The following is a 19,520-nucleotide window of genomic DNA, read 5'->3' on the forward strand; positions in this document are numbered from 1 at the left end:
TTCCCCCTTGATCATTTTTATTTACAAAAGTGCCTTAGCACTTGTGTAACGAAAAGGATGGTACCATTTCACCCACATTTTCTTGGCGGGCATTCTTCAGAACAGGGCGGTAATGATGCATAACTTTGTTGAGCTGCTCTTCACTGATGAAATTAAGTTGTCTCAAGGTCTCAAGAGCGACTGGATAGGCGGCTCGACCGTTTCCATCTTCTATCTTGATTGCGATGCCGATTCCCGTTTCCCTGTCCCCAATCAGGTAGACAGCTTCTGCTCCTGCTTTGCCAAATAAACGGCCTTCAGTCGCATTCATAAAGTCGGTACAGAAACGGCCAGTTCCACCTACCATTTCGGGATAATTCATCATGGCAGTTGTTATTCGATTTGCAGCCTTGGCTCTTTCTTCTCCCATGGAATCAGGGCGGGCCATTCTAGCAAAGGCATAGGCAAACCGTTCTAATGGCAGGGCATGTACTGGAACACCGCAACCATCTGTTCCCATTTGAATTTTTTCAATTGGATATTCCGCCACTTCGGAAATCGCTTTCAAAATCCTTTGTTGAACCGGATGGCTGGGCAGATAGTAATCTTCAAGCGTTTCTCCCATATATTTAGCGGTCACCAGCATACCTGTATGCTTGCCAGAGCAATTGCTATATAAAGGGGTGAGATCCTTGCCCTCTGCCATCAATTTCTTATATGTATCCTGTGAATGTGGAATATGGGTTCCACACTGTAAAGATGTGTCTTCAATTCCTGCTCGTCCAAGAATAGCCAGTACCCGATCAGTATGCTGAGCCTCCCCACTGTGTGAAGCGCAACATAACGAAATGTCTGATTCACACATCTCATAGAAGTCTGCAGCACCTGTTTCCACAACCGGAATGGTTTGTAAAGGCTTCACCGAAGACCGAGCATAGGTTACCCGATTTGGATCACCAAGCGAATATAACAATTTACCATCCGAATTAACGACAGCTATGTGTCCGAAATGGGAGCTTTCCACCCTTCCTCCACGGTATACATCTACTAGTTTTGATAAATTCAAAGCTTTGCACCTCTCTTCTTACTTTTCAGAATCTTTCGTCAATCATATTATATTATTTAACCTATTTCAACCTATTTTTCAAAAAGGAAAATTAGGATTTATATAGAATTATTAATTAAATAGGTTTTAATAGGGGGTAATAAGTTTGAAAGTATTTATTTCTGCGGACATTGAGGGAATAGCTGGAGTCGTTCATCGTGAACATACCACACGAGACGGACGGGAACATGATCGGGCTAGAATGCTGATGACTGAAGAGGTGAACGCATGTATCGAAGGCGCTTTGTCAGTGGGGGCTACAGAAATTGTGGTGAATGATTCCCATGGAACGATGCGTAATCTGATCCCCGAAGCGATGCACCCAGATGCAGAGTATATCACTGGTTCGCCGAAAACACTTGCGATGATGGAAGGGATTAGTCCGGAGTTTGATGCAGCTTTATTTGTAGGCTATCACTCTAGGATGGGAAACGACGGAATTTTGAATCATACCTTTCATGGAGGAGTTATTCGAAATATAAAAATCAATAACCTCGATATGGGTGAAATCGCGCTGAATGCAGGAATTGCCGGGGTATTCCGAGTGCCTGTTGCCCTTGTTACGGGATGTCAGTACGCGGCCGAAGAAGCTGCGGAATTCATTCCGGGAATTAAAACGGCTGTTGTTAAACACACCATCAATCGGCAAACGGCAAAAAATTTAAGCCCACAGAAAGCGCGGAGCCTAATCAAGGAAAAAACAATTGAAGCACTTTCGAGTCTTCATAAAATACAACCTGTCAATATGCAAGGCCCCTTCCAGGTCGAAGTCACTTACCTACACCCAGGCTTGGCTGATGCTGCCGGAATTCTGCCAATTGTCGAAAGAGTGAACTCAACAACCCACTCCTTTGAAACAGATGACCTCATCACTGCTTTCCGGTATATTCGCAGTCTGATTGCCATTGCGGGAGCATTGAACTGAGGCACAGGTGAGGCACGGGGACGGTTCTCATGGTTTTTGATTAAGTAAGTATCAAACACAAGAAGAACCGTCCCCTTGGTCCACCGTAACTATTTTCGAAAAATATCCGCTAGTATTAGGGCGGCGGCGCCCATTAGGGTTGATTTTTCTTTTAGTTTGCCTGGGATGATGGTCAGGCCCTTTTGAAATACTTCGATTGCGCGATTCCTCGCGATAGTGGCTGATAGTTCAATCATTTTTTCATATTTTTCTGGAAGTTTTCCTCCAATAATAATGAGATCGGGATTAAAATAATTAATGACGTTGGTTAAGCCAATCCCAAGATAGTTGGCTGCTTCTTCCACTGCTTTGATAGTAAACGGATCTTTTGATTCAATCGCGTCAAGTATGTCTGAAAACGAAATTTGTTCAATAGCGGGATAGGGATACCTCGTTTTATACCCTAGCTGTAAGCCTTCTTTCACCCTTTTCACGATGGCCAGACCGGATGCTTTTAATTCCAGGCACCCGTAGTTTCCACAATTGCATCGGGGCCCAAAGCTGTCAATGGAACAGTGGCCGATCTCCCCAATTCCAAAACCTTTATGATTCACCAGCATTCCATTCAAAATAACACCACTGCCGATCCCTTCACCCACAAACAGGTATACCAGGTTTTCTGCCTCCTTTCCTGCTCCAAACCATTTTTCCCCTAATGCCGATAGATTGGCATCTTTTTCAACTTTGACTGGAATCTGGAGTTCTTTTTCTAAAATACGTTTTAATGGCACTTGTCTCCACAGCGGTAAATTAGGAGGTGAAATCACCTCGCCGGTGATCGAATTAATTGGTCCTGGAATGGAAACCCCAATTCCTACTATTTTTTGATAGTCAATCGCTTCTTGTTCGATAAGGGTTTTTAAACCCTCTTTGATAATTTGGATATATTCATCCGGCCCTTTGATGGTGGGAGATTTTATGCATATTTCATTAACGAGTACGGTATTAAAGGTAAAAAGACCAAACCGGACCTTTTCATCTACTGAAATATCGATCCCGACCACATACAAGGCTTCGGAATGTAATTCATACAGAATCGGCTTTCTTCCACCACTGGAGATCCCTTCGCCGCATTCCTTGATCATTTCATTTTTTAATAAATCATTGATAATATTTGAAATCGCTGCAAACGTTAATTTTGCTTCGTCAGCAAGTTCCGCTTTCGTGATTTTGCCCTTTTTTCGGATAAAATCAAGGACCTTTATTGAATTCATCCTCTTAGCAAGATTTTGTTCGACATATTCCTTCATTTCATCCTACCCCGCATTACAAATTATGTAAAAACTAATAACCCGGCCCCAATGACCCCCACTTTGTGATCAAGCATAGGAGGCTCAATCATCAGGTGACTTCTCATACTGGGAAATAACAAATGGGACGTCTTCTCTCTTAACTGCGGCAATAACCACTCACCGGACTGCATCACACCACCGCCAATCACAAAAATCGACGGATTCAATAGGTGCATCAGGTTGGCAATCCCAATGGAAAGATATGTTTTTACCTCTTCTACTATTTTTAAAGCGACACTGTCCCCGGCCATAGCCAATGCAAAGACTTCCTTAGCGCCGCCGTCAATTCCTAATCGTTCTCTCCCTACCCTTTCGATGGCCGTTCCTGATGCAAGTGCTTCTAAGGCGCCAGTGTTTAAATTAGCAACCTGTGGGCCCCTCTCACTAATAATCATATTCCCTATTTCGCCGGCATTTCCCTGCGCGCCAACAAACAGTTTTCCGTCAATGACGATTCCCGCTCCGATACCGGTGCTTACCGTGATGTAAATGACACTTTTTTTACCGGCCCCGGCTCCAACCCTTGCTTCTGCAAGTGCCGCCACATTGGCGTCATTCTCTAAATAGATTGGTATATCCCTAAATTCGCTTTGCAGCATCTCGACAATGGGACATTGATGCAGTGATTTCAAATTGGGCGGATCGAGAATCATGCCTTCTGCTTGATTAATGGGCCCCGGTGAACCAACACCAATTCCTTTAATCTGATAATCTCCCTTTACGGTCTTAATCATCGTGATCATGTTTTGAATAATATAGTCTCTACTTTTATATGCTTCTGTCAATCTACTGCCTTCTTGTAAAATTTGACCCATTTTGTTCATCAGGGCAACCCGAATATTCGTACCACCCAAATCAACACCAATCGCTAAGTGTTCCTCCTTCTCGTTCTTACTCATTGGATCCACCTCATTTACTGTTTCATTCATTTCCAATTTTTGAAAAATAGACCTTTCAAAACCTTGAGTGCCATAGGAGCAGCGTAACTCCTATGACACCCTGGCCTTTTACTGCGGTGTTACTTTTTCAAAAGAATAACCTAATCTCTTTCTAGTAATAAAATCAATGCATTCGCGTCTGCTGTGAGTACCTTTTTGGCCTTCGGTGTAATTCGGTCCTGCAATCCTTTGTTATTCAGGTGCTTGATGAAATCTTCTAGGTGTTTGATCGCCTGTTCCTTATGCTCCTTGTTGAAATGGTCAAGGGACTGGGTGAGACTGTTGGTCAATTGTACAGCCATTGGACCTGTTATGTCTTTGGACTCTTTATATTGTTCCATCAGTTTCATGACCGATTGGTAGCTGTCGGTAACATCGTTATACCCAAGCAGCTCCACCTCTGCTAACATGGTTGAATCAGCTCCGCCATTATCACTGATTTCCAGTTTATAATAGGAAAATTTACCTGGATTTTGAATCGTAAATGCTCGTGTATACTGACGCCATTGGAACGACTCATTTGTTTTTTGATCAAGAATCTCCCAAGTTTCGCCGTCATTTGATCCTTTTAAGACCCAGGATTTTGGATCTGCCTCCTGTGCTCCTTTTGAAGAAGTCAATGTATACATTTTGACGTTTTGTTTTCCTTCCTTAAACTGATAGTCAATGGAAGGTGTCTTACTTTTCATGGTTAATTGGCTATTGGATGTATTATCAAACAATAATCCGCCATCACCTTCATCACTTACGGTCACAGATCCCTTTTCCGCAGCCACTAGTTTATCTGTCAAATCCCTTAACGGCAGTGAGGAAAGGGTTGTTCCATCGGTAGCCACCGAAGTAATCGATTGCAGAATATCCTGATCGCCGCTGCCCCATTTAGATGGCTTAGGTCCCATGTCAAAATCAATGACGGCCCCATTGGCAATATCCGCATGTAAAAGAGAGGTTTTAGAATAGGCTTTTCCATTTACCTTCATACTTTGTACATATTTGTTTTCCTTGCTATTGTTTGGAGCGTTAATCACAATCGACTTTCCATTTTCAAGATGGATGGTTGCCTTCTTAAATAATGGCGCACCAATGGCATATTCAGGTGTACCCATTTTAAGCGGATAGAATCCCAGCGCGCTAAAGATATACCAGGCGGACATTTCACCGTTATCCTCATCCCCCGAATATCCCTGGCCTATTTCACTGCCAATGTAAAGCCGATCAAGGGCTTCACGGACTTTTTCCTGTGTTTTCCATGGCTGCCCGGCGTAATCATACATGTAGGCGATATGATGGGACGGCTGATTGCTATGGCCATACATACCCATTCTGACATCTCTTGCCTCTCTCATTTCATGGATGGTCCCGCCATATGAGCCAGGAAACAGTCCGGTTTCCGGTGTACTAAAGAATTGATCAAGCTTAGTCGCCAGTCCCTCTTTACCGCCATAGAGATTGGCAAGTCCCTGTCCGTCCTGCGGTACATGGAACGCCATATTCCAGCCATTTGTCTCGGTATAATCGGATCCCCAAACGGCAGGATTGAAATTATCCGGAGTGGATCTCCAGGCCCCATTTGCTGTTCTGCCATTAAAGAACCCAATCGATGGATTGAACATATGGACATAGTTTTGCGCACGATTTAAAAAGTACTTATAATCCGTTTCGTAGTTTGCTAGGTAAGGGTCATTCTTGTCTCCCTTTTCTTTTAGAGTTTTTGCCAAATTAGCGATACCGAAATCGTTAATATAGCCATCCATGGCCCACGCTAACCCTTCGCCCGTTGATGTATTGGTATATCCATCAAAAATCGAAGTAGTTAACCCCTTTCGGCCCGTCCCGGCATTAGGGCTAACAGCCTCAGCGTTACGAATCGCCGATTGGTAGAAGCTCTGGACATCAAAATTCGTTACCCCTTTCAGATAAGCATCCGCAAAGGCGACATCCGAACTCGTGCCCGGCATCAGGTTGGCGTATCCCGGTGAAGACCACCTGGCAATCCAACCGCCATCCCGGTATTGCTGGACAAATCCATCAATCAGTTCACCGGCAATCGTTGGCGTTAATAAAGAATAGGCCGGCCATGCCGTTCTGTAGGTGTCCCAGAATCCGTTATTTACATACGTTTTTCCATCAACGATTTTCGCACCCGTTGTGGTATCAGTATTTTGGCCGGTTGCGGCAGAATAAGGACTTGCATATTTATAGACCGGATCATTTGTCGTTCCGACATTTTCAAAGGCTGAATTTGGATATAAGAATAAGCGGTACATATTGGAATAAAGAGAAACAAGCTGGTCATCGGATGCACCTTCTACTTCAATGATCCTTAACTGTTGATCCCATTGTGTTTTCGCTTTTTCTTTTAATCGATCAAATGTATCATTTGGGCCGATTTCTTGTTCCAGGTTTTTCTTGGCTTGCTCTACACTTATTAAAGAAGTGGCAATTTTCATGGTGACTACTTTGTCACTATCTTTAGACGTATCAAAGCGAAGATATCCTGTTACATTGTTTCGACTTTCACCTGTTAATTTACCGCTTTTTACTACTGGCTTATCAAACGTGGCATAGACGAACATCCGTGTTGCCCCTGTTGATAGTCCGCTTTTTACATCAGAATAGCCTGTGATCTCTCCTGTGTTCGTATCGATGGTGAGACCGCCATTATTGTTAACATTATCAAATATAAGATTGGATGTGGCACCTGTAAAAGTAAATTTAAACATAGCAGCATGGTCTGTTGGAGTCATTTCAGTACGAATACCATTCTCAAATTTCACACTGTAATAATGAGGCTGGGCAATTTCATTCGAATGGTTAAATGCTAATGCCCGTGTTGTCCGGTTGGCATTTGGTGTCGCGGCAGTTGAATCTGATGGCATTACTTGGAAGGTCTGACGATCCCCCATCCATGGACTTGGCTCATGGCTGACAGAAAAAGCCTGGATTTGTGGGAGATTATTGGCATTATTGCTTTCATGATATTGATAGATCCAGCTTGATCCGGCATTAGTAGTCGGAGTCCAGAAGTTAAATCCATGTGGAACCGCAACGGCAGGGAAGTTATTTCCACGAGAAAACGAGCCGTTTGATTGTGTCCCGCGAAGGATATTGACATAATCAGTTGGAGAGCTATAGGTTTTGTGAACCGGCTTTCCTTCAATTTTAATATCATCAATACTTCCTCTAAAGGCGCCAGGTCCTTTTGGGTTATCATAGGCAACAAGAATCCTCTTGATTGTTTTTCCTGCTGCAACAGAACCAATTTTCGATTTGATTGCGTTCCATTGGTTGACGTATAAGTATTTTGAATCCCCCTGGTCTTTTGGGTTAAGACCTGCACCATACTGGTCTTTTGCCTTTAGATCATGGAGATAGGTCCCATCCGAAAAGGCAAGATCCACAGAGACGTATGTGCTTGAATAGTCATTATGATTTTTATCCGTAAATTCCGGAGCAATAAAATAAGACAGCTCCGTTTCAGGGGTAACAAGGATGTCGACATCGTTCACCTTGTTGTAAGAATAAGCTCTTCCGTCAGTAAGATGTGTACCTGAATAGTTCAGGGCCCCGAGGCCAGTCCAGCCCACGTTTGTCTTAGCCGTATAGGAGCTAGATGGACCTTTTCCGATAAATGACTTCATATCACCCGGTGGCGGTGCTGGAACTTCAATTCCGTCAGATAAGGAAATTTCCGCTAATTGGGTAATACTGTCACCGGCATTTTTCGTAATGTCCAATTTGTAATACAGGTACTTGGTTGTATTCGTTAAGTCATACAAATTCCGTTGGAAACGATCTTTAAACTCTTCCCCTTGACGTGTATCAACGGCCGTCCAATTCGTACCGTCTGAGGAACCGTAAAGTGTCCAGTTTTTCGGATCCCTTCCCTTAGCGTCATTGGCTGATGTAAAAGCATATTTCACAACGGCCACCGGTTCAGATAGCTTAAGGACAATGTTAGCCGTTGGTTCAAATGCTAACCATTTTGTAGTCGGATCCCCATCAATCAGCTTAGAATCGACTTCATTCGGCGGATTGTTGGCACTTGCCGTAACTTGAACAACCTTATCGGTGATATCTCCAAGGATGAGATCGCGCTTGACATTGCCATCAATTCCTGAGGACATTTTCTTGCCATTTGCATCCGTCTCCACTGTATTCGTCCAATTCAGTTCCGGATCGGATTTTTCAAACGAAGTAAAGAAGTCCGTTTTCACGGATGCCGTCGAAGCTGACGGTGCCGCCAGTGCGGATGGGTTTTGCATAATAGGGAAACTTGCCAGAACAGCGACAGATACGATACTCGAAATGAGCTTTTTGATGGTTCCTTTTTTCACTAAATAATAGCCTCCTTTTAAAACTTTTTAAAGAACGTTGAATAAGTATTCATGATTGCTCGAAAACAATCACCTCCTTTATAAAGTTGGTTAAAGGGTAAAGGACATTATCCTTTCACCGATCCCGCTAATAGCCCTTTGACAAAGTATTTTCCTAAAAAGATATACACGATTAAGGTTGGCAGGGCAGCAAGAAGCGCGCCAGCCATTTGCACATTCCATTGCACAATCTGGCTTCCGGAAAGGTTCTGCAACGCTACCATGATCGGTTGCTGATCAGAGGTAGTGATGGTGACCGCAAATAAGAATTCATTCCAGATGTTGGTGAATTGCCAAATCGCTACCACCACAAATCCAGTTATTGAAAGGGGAAGCATGATATAACGGAAAATCCGTAAAAAACCCGCACCATCAATCATCGCAGATTGCAGCATTTCATCGGGAATACTAGAGTAGAAGTTTCGAAACATTAAAGTCGTAATCGGAATTCCGTACACCACATGGACAAAAACAAGACCGGGTATGGTGTTATATAAACCAATTTCACGCAGAAATTGAATCATCGGAATTAAGATACTTTGATAAGGAATGAACATCCCAAATAAGATCAGCGTGAAAATGGTGTTTGATCCTTTAAACTTCCATTTCGACAACACATATCCATTTAATGAACCCAGTAAGGCGGAAAGTAAGGTTGCGGGAATGACAAGATAAAAGGAATTTAAGAGATTGGGAGTTAATTTCGTAAAGGCAGTGGCATAGCTGCTAAAATCCAGGGCGGACGGCAGCTTCCACATATCACTCAACGTGACTTGGTCCAACGGTTTTAAGCTGGTCACGACCATGACATAAATGGGCATGAGAAAAAATAAGGCGAGTGCAATTAACAAAAGATATAACAACGGTTTGCTGATGCTTTTCAGTGCCATTACGACTCACCCTTTCTACTTGAAATGAGATATGGAACAATAAAAATGGCGACAAATAGCAGCATGATGATCGCAATGGCGGCACCGTTTGCATAATAATTCCCGCGGAAGGTGGTTTCAAACATATAGACCCCCGGAACATCCGTCACAAAATTCGCTCCCGGCCCTGTCATGGCATAAATTAAATCAAATATTTTCAGCGAAATGTGAGCCATGATGATAATGACACTGACCGTGATCGGCCTTAACATGGGAATGATGACCTTTCGATACACTTTAAACTCGGAAGCCCCGTCTATTCTGGCTGCTTCCTTTAACTCTTCCGGAATGGCCCGAAGTCCCGCTAGATACATCGCTAACGAAAAACCCGTCATTTGCCAAACGGCCGCAATGATAACGGCAATAATCGCAATCGGAATACCAAACTCAATTTTCCCTATTTTAAATCCGGCCAGGATATCTGTATTCGTATACCACATCGAATCCAAGCCAAATTTTTTCAAAAATAAATTAACGCCTGTTGTCGGATTTAACAGCCACTGCCAAACAACCCCGGTAACAACGAATGATAAAGCCATCGGAAAAAAGAAAATATTTCTAAAAAGAGATTCCCCGCGAATCTTTTGATCAAGAAAAATAGCTAACAGTTGTCCGGCTATCACTACTACTGCAATAAAGGCGACCGTAAACACTAACGTGTTACGTAAATCCGCTTGAAAACGATAGTCATCAAATAAATAAGCATAATTTTTCAAGCCAGCAAATGAAAAGTCGGGCACCAATGTATTCCAGTTACTCATGCTTACATAACCTGTCCAGCCAATAAAGCCGTACACAAATACAGCTATAAGCACAATGGAAGGCAGAATAAAACAAAGGGCTAATAAATGGTCCGTTGTTAGCTTCCGATTCCTTTTCGTTCCAGTTTGATGTATGACTTCTGAAATTTTCTCTGTTCGGTTTAGCTCCATCTTTAAAACCCCTTCATATTTTCTTACAATGTCTAACAATCAAGACGTATGTATACATAGAAAAGCGCAAGCGCCCTGGTCAGCGGCGTATGGCCTCCTCGAAAAAGCTAACGCTTTTTCTTCGTGCGATGCCTATGCTGCCGAAGCTTTCCTTGTGGAGCGCTCCAACTGAGATAAAGGAAACACGAAGAGCCGGAGGCGCATTCGTGCTTGACTTATCGTAGGGCGGAGAGCGAAGGACACTAGCCGCTAGGGTGCTGGAGCTAGACATTTCTCAAAGTCGAAACTTAAAAATTCTTATATTACATGGAATAAAGGAGGAAGATGGGTGTCTCTTCCTCTTTTCACTTAGGCTTTATTTTTTTAGATCAGAGGAAGCCGCAACTAATGTGTCGATAAATTGATCGACATCTTTTTGCGTAACAAAGATGTTAATTGCTTGATTAACTTTAGTGAGGAAACCTTCCGGTGCCGCCGAACCATGAGCCAAGCTGGCAGCTAACTTCGCTTCTTTAAAGTCAGCCATCGTTTGCTTTCCGTATTCGTCATATTTTGCCGGATCCGCATCAATACGTGCAGGAATCGAGCCTTTTAATGGATTGAAGGCATCTTGGCCTTCAACAGACCCCAATACAGATAAGAATTTCTTCACGTCCTCCGGATTTTTAACTCCTTTTGGCAATCCAAAGGTATCGGTAATAACCAAAAAGCTGCCTTCCGTACCCGGAGTGGTGATAAAGCCGAAATCTTCATTCGTCTTTAATTTTAAATCATTGACAAAGTAACCCTTGGCCCAGTCACCCATGACATTCATCGCAGCTTCACCCTTGCCTACCAATTGGGCTGCATCCTGCCAGTTGCGTGAACTGTGATCCGCATTCACATAATTAAGCATTTTCTTAAAGGTCTTTGTTGCTTCTACAACACCCGGGTCATTTAGTGGTACTTCACCTGACCAAAGCTTCGTGTATTTTTCTGCGCCGATCGTCCCTACGAGGATATCTTCAAAAAGCATGGTCGCTGTCCACGGCTCTTTGTCCCCCAATGATAACGGCGTAATTCCTTTCTCTTTCAGTTTATCTGCAACCGTAAAAAACTCATCGAACGTTTTTGGAGGAGTTAAACCGTTGTCAGCAAAGATTTTTTTGTTATACCAAATGACATTCCCGCGGTGAATATTCACTGGGACCGAGTAAATATTTCCATCTTTGCTTACCATATCAATTAATGATGGTGGGAATTTATCTTTCCAGCCTTCTTTATCATATAAATCATTGAGCGGCTCCATTTTCCCTGCAGCCACCCAGCCGGCATTCAACTCTGCACCGCCGTGTACCTGGAATGTAGCAGGAGGATCATTCCCTTGCATTCTGCTGGCAAGAACGGCTTTTGCATTCGTTCCTGCGCCGCCAGCTACAGCAGCATTTTCAATTGGAACATCCGGATACTTTTCTTGAAAAAGCTTCAATAACGCTTTCAGACCATCCTCTTCACCCGCTCCGGTCCACCAGCTGAAAATCTCTAATTTTCCCGCCTTTTTTTTGTCTGTACCCTTTGATTTCGAATCAGACGAAGTGGAGCTTGAACAACCTGCAATAATAAATGAGAAAGCCAGTAAACATGAAACTATCGATAACCATCTTTTCTTCATTACTTTCGCCCCCTATTTTTGTGTTTTTTTGAGAGTAAGCGTTTACAAGAATGCATTTCGAAAATGGTAGTCCCTCCTTTTTTAGAAATGGAGTAGGATGGGTATTCCTGCCCATTCCTCGCTTTGGTGAAATCGGATGATCCAGTGGTATGTAAAACCTGAAGTACTTATTAAAATCACTTTAATAAGATTTAACTTAATCGTATTATATTCAGAAATATCCGTCTACTTATTTCCTTCCTCATAAAACCTTATAAATCGACACGTCAGGGCTTAACATGACACGAAATCCCTGCATAGAGCAAGACTTACACCGATTGAACAGAAAACAAAGCAAAAGAACACTCCCGCGCTTTCGTTAACAAATCTATCTAACTTTTACGGATTTTGTTAACCTAATTGAAAGTCAAAAAAACAGAGAGCAATTTTGCCCTCTGTTAATCTTAGAACTTCATCTGAATGGGGGTCACCCCCGGGTCTGACCCCACTAGCCTATTTCACCCATACTCCACTAGAATTAAAGAAGTATCGTTTTCCAGAAATCGTTACCCAACCAGTTTGCATAGTACCACTGTTGTTGAGGTAATACCATTTCTCGCTATCTTTCAGCCAGCCCATTTGCATTGCACCGCTCTTTTCAAGGTAGTACCATTTCGAGCCGTCTTTAACCCAGCCCGTTTGCATCGTACCACTCTTATCGAGGTAGTACCATTTCAAGTCGTCTTTAACCCAGCCCGTTTGCATTGCACCGCTATTATCGAGGTAGTACCATTTCAAGCCGTCTTTAACCCAGCCCGTTCGCATTGCACCGCTATTATCGAGGTAGTACCATTTCAAGCCGTCTTTAACCCAGGCCGTTTGCATTGCACCGCTATTATCGAGGTAGTACCATTTCGCACCGTCTTTAACCCAGCCTATTTGCATTGCACCGCTCTTTTCGAGGTAGTACCATTTCGCACCGTCTTTAACCCAGCCCGTTTGCATAACACCACTCTTGTCGAAGCAGTACCAATTTGCATCAACTTTTTCCCAGCCTGTTACTTTGCTGCCTTTACTGTCATAGTAGTACCATTGGCCGTTTTCGGCTTTCCAGCCCGGTTTCACTTCTTCGGCAGGTACTTCAGTTTGCTTAACAGTTACTTTACCTTGTGCTTCCTGTGTAATTCTTTTTCCATTGGCATCTGTTAGTTCCACGTCAATAATAGCATCTTGAATCTTTACATCCGGAACAGTCCAAACACCCTTATACACTCCCGGCTCTACCTCTTCCATTTTATTTTTAGCGGAAGATTGTGTCTTCTTTTGCGCAGGGAGTTTCACTTCAAAGTTTGCTTCTCCACCCAACACATTACTTTGGAAGGATATTTCCAGCTTATCGCCCGGCTCCAAATGCTGGTCACTTGCCGGTTTTAAATCCTTAATGACAGGTTTCTCCGTTAGTAGTGAAACGATAACAGGATCCGATTTTCCGGTCACTTTACCATCTAACATTGACACCGCTATTAAACTATTTTCACCTTCTGTAATTTTCGTTGGGATTGTAAATGTACCTTCATCGCCAACTTTTGCATTACCTACCTCTACATTATTATTCATCAGCTTAATCGTTGTTGTCGGTGAGGCAGTCCCTTCAACAATGATGTTTTCATCCTTGAATGCTTCATCCTGTTTTGGCGAAGTAATGAAAGGCTTGTCTACTTCATAACTTACACGTGCACGGATCATATAGTTTCCATCTTCAACAAATGCCGGATAAAATTCACCATCAAGATATTGATAGCTTCTCTCCATATAGGGATTTCCATTATCGGTTGCTAAAGACAGTGCATTGGGGTAATTCAGTGTTTGGACATACACCATATAAAAGTCCCCATCGACCTTGATATTGTAATCTGTTAAATTAACGACTGTCCATCCATCCAATACCGCTTCAGCAGCGATCGGCCCGGCAAGTTTCTTACCCGGTAATCCATCTGGCCCAGAAGAATCCCATACTTCCACGTTAAATTCCGTCCCAGGCGTTTCTGAGTATTTTTTGTTCTTGAAGTGAAACACGCCATCTGTGACAATCGCTGATTTCTTATTCTCTGGCAATGACATTTTTACTGCCCATCCGGCTCCACCGCCAAAATACATACTGCCATTATCAACAATTCCGTTGTCATAGCCAATTTCGCCACCCGGATACGTGTAAAAAGGGTCAAGAACAATATCAACTACTTGGCTGTCCCCATTAATTGTAATTGCAACATCTTTACTGTGATAGCCGCTTCTCATTGCTCTCAATGTATAAGTACCTTCGTATACTGTAAGTTCAAATTTACCGTCCTTATTCGTTGCCACAGGTGCAATATTGGCATCTTCCATAAGGAGTAATGTCACACCATCAACAGCTTCCCCTGTTATTTTATCCGTAATCACACCGCTAACAGTTACTTTTGGAATTTCTTCCAATGTGAAATCTGCTTGTATAGCTTTATCTTTTTCGAACGTTACTGATTGCTGTTTAGAATGATACCCATATGCTTCAGCTTGAACTGTATATTTACCGGAAGCATGCGGAAGTTTATAAGAGCCGTTTTCAGGATTTGTGTTTACGTACTGTCTAGTTTCAAGGACACTGACTTTACCTCTAATCGGTAAATCAGAATCCTCAAGCGTTTGAACCACTTTTCCTTCCAAAGTCCCCAAACCTTCTATAATAGAAGATACAGCATTAAAGGCATTGACTAATCCATACCCGTACCCATCATTTGGTGACTCTGGATAGTCCTTATCCGTTAAAGGCTTTGCTGTTTTTAGTAAAATATTTTCTATTTCATCAACTGATAAACTTGCATTCACTTCATGTAATAGTGCTACAACAGCCGATACCGCGGGGGCCGCCATCGATGAGCCATTCCAGCCGCCTTCGTAATCACTACGAGGTACCGATGAACGAATATTCGCCCCAGGCGCTGAAATATCAGGCTTTATTTCATCATATGGAGAAGGTCCACGTAATGAAAAATCTCCAACTATATCATTACTATCTGTTGCTCCCACTGCAAATGATTCGGGATAGTTTGCCGGATTGGCAACTGATCCAGGTCCGCCATTATTCGTCATGCCTGTGTTTCCAGCTGCAAATGTGGGAAATATACCGGCATTTCTCCATTCCCTAACTACATCTCGATACCATTCATCAAGACCTGGTCCGCCACCCCATGAGTTGTTAACAATATCGGGTGCCATGTCAACCCGAGTATTCCCATTTGCATCTGTCGGTGCTAAAATCCACTCTGCAGCAGCCAATAGATTGGCATCACTTCCGCTAGTCTCCGAGAATGCCTTAACAGCAATCCATTTGGCGCCCGGTGCTATTCCTATTTTGTTTGTTCCATCTGGTTCACTGCCGACCATTGTCCCGGTCACATGTGTTCCATGTCCTAAATCATCATAGGGCACAGCTTGTCCAGCAGTGGCATCAAACCAATTAAAGTCATGATTAACTTCTCCAGTTTCTGCATTATAGCCTCGATACTTTTCCTTTAATGCGGGGTGATCCCATTGAACACCTGTATCAATACTCGCAACAACTACACCTGTCCCGTCGATTCCCTTTTCCCATAAAGCGGGAGCTCCAACTCTCTCAACATTCCATTCTACATTTGCAAGATTTGAATTAGGACTTTCCTCCTTAGATGTTGAAACAAATAATTGCCTTGTTTCGTTTGGTAATACTTTTTCAACTTCAGAAAAGGCGGCTATCTTTTCTGCAACCTCTTTCGTTGCTGTAACAGCCATACCATTGACGATAAAAAAGGGCTTAAAAGATTCGACATTCCCTTTATGTACTTCTTGGTTAAGGTATTTTAAAACGTTTTGCTGTTCTTCGTGTGCAGTAGCCTTTAATTCAGATACAACCGCAGAACGTTGGATAAACTTTTCTTTAATCGCAGTTAGTTTTTCCTGCTTCGCAATCGCCTTTGTACGCTTTATGGCTTTTGCAGTATCTGCTTTTTCATTAAATTTAACTAAAAAGGTTACTTTGTCATCTTTTTTGAAATCAGCTAGCAAACGATTACTTACCTTTTCTTTTGCAGCAGTTTGGGAATCATTCACATAAAGGTATGATGACTTAATAGATTCGGCATTCGCAAGTCCTGGGGATATCAATGAAAACACCATAAGTATTGTTGCTAGAATACTAAATAAACGCATGTGAAGCTGCTTCTTTTTCTTCAATTCGTTTCCTCCCTCTTTATTTTCAAATTTAAGCTTGGCATTTCGTGTAGTTGAAGTCTTTGTTTATGATAGGGGTGACATCAATCACTCAAAGATCCAACCGTATTTTCCATTTGAGGATATGCCCACCAATTCCACCATTTTCCCCCTTAATTTCATATTTACAGTTAATATTATAGGATATAGTATACTATTTTGATAGATAATTATTTGAATAGTTCGAATACAAAACCACAGGGACGGTTCTCATGGTCTTTTTCAATCATTTTCCCTTGTCCAAAAAAGCCACCAGAACCGTCCCCCATGTTCCAAAAACACAAAAAGCCGATCATCTATTTGATCGGCCCTTTCCCTAAATAATGGAATTCTCTTCCCTCTAAACTCAACTATTAAACTTCTTCCACCTCGTTCATGCCGCCCAATACATTGGCTTCTAGAGATGAATTTGAACGACTTAACTTACGCTTCATGGGGAAGTAATAAAGAGCTGCCGGCAAGAAAAGCCCTACTGCCCAGGCTAAGTCTGCACCATCTAGCAGATTGGCGACCGGCCCCACATAAAATGAAGCGTTTACAAAAGGGATCTCAGCAATGATTGATGCAACAAACGCAAATGTGGCAATCCCGTTGACCTTGCCATACTTCCCGTTCAGGTCGAAGATGTCTTTGACACTATATTCGCCTGAACGCAATACATAGTAGTCAACAAGGTTAATAGATGTCCATGGGATCAAGAAGTAACTCATAAAGAAAATAAAGTTTAAGAAAAAGTCTAGAAAGTTCCCTTGCCCAAGGATACACAGACCTGTTGCTACCATTGTGATGACAAGAAGGAAAGCAGCACGAACCTTTGGCGTAACTCTGAATTTGAAAAACGGTTCAATGGTTGTAATGGAAGACATAAACGCTCCGTACAAGTTAAACACATTGATCGCCAGCTGGCCAAAGATAATCAAGACAAACATGATTATAGCGAAGTTTCCAAAAAGGCCGGCTAAATTTCCGCCTGTATTGTCGGCGAAATTGGGAATTGCAATGGTTAAGATGGCTCCTAATACCATCATCCATACAGCACCAATTACTGTACCCGAATAACTGTACCAAAAGGTTTGTTTCGGGGGTGTATTGGTGGGAAGATAGCGTGAATAGTCTGCCACATATGGAGCATACGATAATTGCCATGTTACGGCGATACTGACAGAAAGTAAAAATGCCGATAAGTTAAAATCACCTGGCATCCATTGCTCGACAGGTACCGGTAACAGAAATACAATGACAGTCATGATTAAGAATAAAACCAACGAAGCCGCTGAGAACACCTTTTGAACTTTATGGATTAAGTCGTATCCATATAGAGCGACGACAAAACAGATGGCGCCAATAAAGATGATATTCCACGTTTGACCAATTGGAACAAGATCCCCAATCGTTTGAGCTGCCAATAGCGTGTTACTTGCAAAAAAGCCTAAGTAGATAAACATCACTAGAAATAAAGGGATAATGGCGCCAATAACGCCGAATTGCGCCCTGCTTTGGATCATTTGCGGAATGCCAAGCTTTGGACCCTGCACAGAATGGGATGCCATGAAAATGGCACCAACGAGGGCGCCGAGCACGATCGCAATCACACTCCAGAACAGGTTAAGCCCTAACACAATCGGTAATGCCCCAGATACAAGGGTCGTGATATTCATATTAGCCCCGAACCAGATCGGAAATAAATCCCTTGCTTTCCCGTGCCTTTCATTCTCTGGAACATATTCAATACTACGCGTTTCAACCTTCACACACATACCCCCTTTTATTCTTTCAGCAAAAAATTTAAATCCTTACTTTATCGGTTAACTTGGCAAAAACTTCGCGGACATTTTCCGGTGAAAATTGAAGTTCATCCGGATTAGAAGACCCCCAAACGTGATAGTCTTCATCGTTTAATTGCCTCGCAATTTGCCCGGTATCATACACTTTCAGATCATAAATCCAGTTTGCCATCATTAATATCGAAGCCATATGTGCCCCTTCAGTTGTGGTCCCGCACATATCCTTTACGAGATTCACCTGATAATCCCGATAATACGCATCTAAAACGGTAGCTAATACACAGCAATCTGTCAGAACTCCGCCAACAATTAAATGTTTCACGTCTAAACTTTTTAGCATTAAATCAAGGCTGGATTCGTAAAAACCACTGTATCGATATTTGTCCAACACGATGTCCTTTTTTTGTGGTCTTAGTTCGTCAATGATTTCAATGGTTTCCGTTCCGGCGTGATAGTAGATGGGTTCCCCGAGTTCATTGACTGGTTCTTTATTCGCCAAACCGACGCCATCCGCTCTGCCGATATGACGCGTGTAAATAATCGGGATTCCCTTTTCACGGCAGGCGCGGATCAGGATATCGGCATTTTGTATTACATCACTCATCCCGACAACATCCGACGTACCGCTTTCCTTTTGAAGATCAATTAATAAAAGAGCTGTTTTTTTCAGATCCATTCTCTTCACTCCTAGTTTTCCTCTTGAAAAGTCACAAATAGGGTATAAAATTACACTGTTTCAGCAGGCTAACCTGGTCTATCGGCGATTTTTATAAGTTTATCGGCGAATTTAACCATTCTATCAGCGATTTTGGTGTTTCAATCGGCGAATTTAACGATTCTTTCGGCGAATTTCCTTTTTCCTTGCAGATAAATCAGCTTTTGTTGCGGATATGAAAACTTTACTTGCGGATGACTTACCTTTACTTGCAGTTAGCGCCATCCATTGCAAAAAGCAGCAATCTTTTAGAAAAGAGCCAATCCAAACCGCTACCATGTACCATACAAGTCAAAACAGCAGTGATTTAGCTTTCCAATTAATCTTTCACAAGAATCTTCCATTCTTTCATTTCTAACTCCCGCGATTCTTCAACCACGTGAGGGTCCTTTAAAGCTAAGGCGTTGGCCTCTTCAAAGGAATCCGCCACGTAAACAACTAGTCCTCCCGATTTGTCCGTGAAAGGACCTCTTGCAAAAATTTTCCCTTTCGCATCCAGTTCATCTAAATACTGAATATGACGGGGGAGTACATCTTTATTTTTTTCAACGTCCAACATGTGCAAAAATGCTGCGAAATAGCCCATGAGCTG

12 protein-coding genes are annotated in these 19,520 nt (G+C 42.6%); 1 reads left to right on the forward strand and 11 read right to left on the reverse strand.

Features of this window, described 5'->3' with window-relative positions:
- Positions 1-34: 34 nt before the first annotated feature.
- On the reverse strand, positions 35-1,045 hold the full coding sequence (locus tag ACIQXV_RS16820) for an asparaginase (RefSeq protein WP_402960368.1): 1,011 nt from the start codon (positions 1,043-1,045) through the stop codon (positions 35-37).
- 145 nt (positions 1,046-1,190) lie between these two features.
- On the opposite strand from ACIQXV_RS16820, the gene ACIQXV_RS16825 reads away from it, so the two are divergent.
- Positions 1,191-2,009: a M55 family metallopeptidase gene (locus ACIQXV_RS16825; RefSeq protein WP_402960369.1), complete on the forward strand. Its 819-nt coding sequence runs from the start codon at positions 1,191-1,193 to the stop codon at positions 2,007-2,009.
- An 89-nt stretch (positions 2,010-2,098) separates the two neighbouring features.
- On the opposite strand, the gene ACIQXV_RS16830 is transcribed toward ACIQXV_RS16825, so the two are convergent.
- From ACIQXV_RS16830 to ACIQXV_RS16875, 10 genes are all read right to left on the reverse strand, one after another.
- Entirely contained in the window at positions 2,099-3,298 is a 1,200-nt protein-coding gene (locus ACIQXV_RS16830) for an ROK family protein (protein WP_402960370.1), read from the reverse strand.
- 23 nt (positions 3,299-3,321) lie between these two features.
- A complete protein-coding gene (locus tag ACIQXV_RS16835; protein ID WP_402960371.1) occupies positions 3,322-4,239 on the reverse strand; it encodes an ROK family protein in 918 nt (305 codons plus the stop codon).
- A gap of 140 nt (positions 4,240-4,379) precedes the next feature.
- Complete coding sequence (locus ACIQXV_RS16840) at positions 4,380-8,615, reverse strand: GH92 family glycosyl hydrolase (protein ID WP_402960372.1); 4,236 nt, start codon at positions 8,613-8,615, stop codon at positions 4,380-4,382.
- 107 nt (positions 8,616-8,722) lie between these two features.
- Positions 8,723-9,544: a carbohydrate ABC transporter permease gene (locus ACIQXV_RS16845; RefSeq protein WP_402960373.1), complete on the reverse strand. Its 822-nt coding sequence runs from the start codon at positions 9,542-9,544 to the stop codon at positions 8,723-8,725.
- Positions 9,544-10,515: a carbohydrate ABC transporter permease gene (locus tag ACIQXV_RS16850; RefSeq protein WP_402960374.1), complete on the reverse strand. Its 972-nt coding sequence runs from the start codon at positions 10,513-10,515 to the stop codon at positions 9,544-9,546. The genes ACIQXV_RS16845 and ACIQXV_RS16850 overlap by 1 nt, the downstream gene beginning before the upstream one ends.
- 355 nt (positions 10,516-10,870) lie before the next feature.
- Positions 10,871-12,166 (reverse strand): ABC transporter substrate-binding protein, encoded by a 1,296-nt coding sequence (locus ACIQXV_RS16855; protein ID WP_402960375.1) that lies wholly within the window; start codon positions 12,164-12,166, stop codon positions 10,871-10,873.
- 492 nt (positions 12,167-12,658) lie between these two features.
- Positions 12,659-16,393: a S8 family serine peptidase gene (locus ACIQXV_RS16860; RefSeq protein ID WP_483874205.1), complete on the reverse strand. Its 3,735-nt coding sequence runs from the start codon at positions 16,391-16,393 to the stop codon at positions 12,659-12,661.
- A gap of 389 nt (positions 16,394-16,782) precedes the next feature.
- Entirely contained in the window at positions 16,783-18,180 is a 1,398-nt protein-coding gene (locus ACIQXV_RS16865; protein ID WP_402960376.1) for a purine-cytosine permease family protein, read from the reverse strand.
- Between the two features lie 34 nt (positions 18,181-18,214).
- Positions 18,215-18,889 carry a cysteine hydrolase family protein gene (locus ACIQXV_RS16870; RefSeq protein ID WP_402960377.1) on the reverse strand — a complete coding sequence of 225 codons (675 nt, stop codon included), beginning with the start codon at positions 18,887-18,889 and terminating at the stop codon, positions 18,215-18,217.
- A 358-nt stretch (positions 18,890-19,247) separates the two neighbouring features.
- Complete coding sequence (locus tag ACIQXV_RS16875; protein WP_402960378.1) at positions 19,248-19,514, reverse strand: YciI family protein; 267 nt, start codon at positions 19,512-19,514, stop codon at positions 19,248-19,250.
- Between the last annotated feature and the right edge of the window lie 6 nt (positions 19,515-19,520).

This window comes from Neobacillus sp. NPDC097160 (assembly GCF_044762155.1).
In the GTDB taxonomy this organism is placed as follows: domain Bacteria; phylum Bacillota; class Bacilli; order Bacillales; family Cytobacillaceae; genus Neobacillus.

Bases quoted from the DNA above. Each gene is read 5' to 3' on its own strand.
- ACIQXV_RS16830 (WP_402960370.1), bottom strand. From the start codon at position 3,298: ATGAAGGAATATGTCGAACAAAATCTTGCTAAGAGGATGAATTCAATA.
- ACIQXV_RS16835 (WP_402960371.1), bottom strand. From the start codon at position 4,239: ATGAGTAAGAACGAGAAGGAGGAACACTTAGCGATTGGTGTTGATTTG.
- ACIQXV_RS16845 (WP_402960373.1), bottom strand. From the start codon at position 9,544: ATGGCACTGAAAAGCATCAGCAAACCGTTGTTATATCTTTTGTTAATT.
- ACIQXV_RS16850 (WP_402960374.1), bottom strand. From the start codon at position 10,515: ATGGAGCTAAACCGAACAGAGAAAATTTCAGAAGTCATACATCAAACT.
- ACIQXV_RS16855 (WP_402960375.1), bottom strand. From the start codon at position 12,166: ATGAAGAAAAGATGGTTATCGATAGTTTCATGTTTACTGGCTTTCTCA.
- ACIQXV_RS16870 (WP_402960377.1), bottom strand. From the start codon at position 18,889: ATGGATCTGAAAAAAACAGCTCTTTTATTAATTGATCTTCAAAAGGAA.
- ACIQXV_RS16875 (WP_402960378.1), bottom strand. From the start codon at position 19,514: ATGGGCTATTTCGCAGCATTTTTGCACATGTTGGACGTTGAAAAAAAT.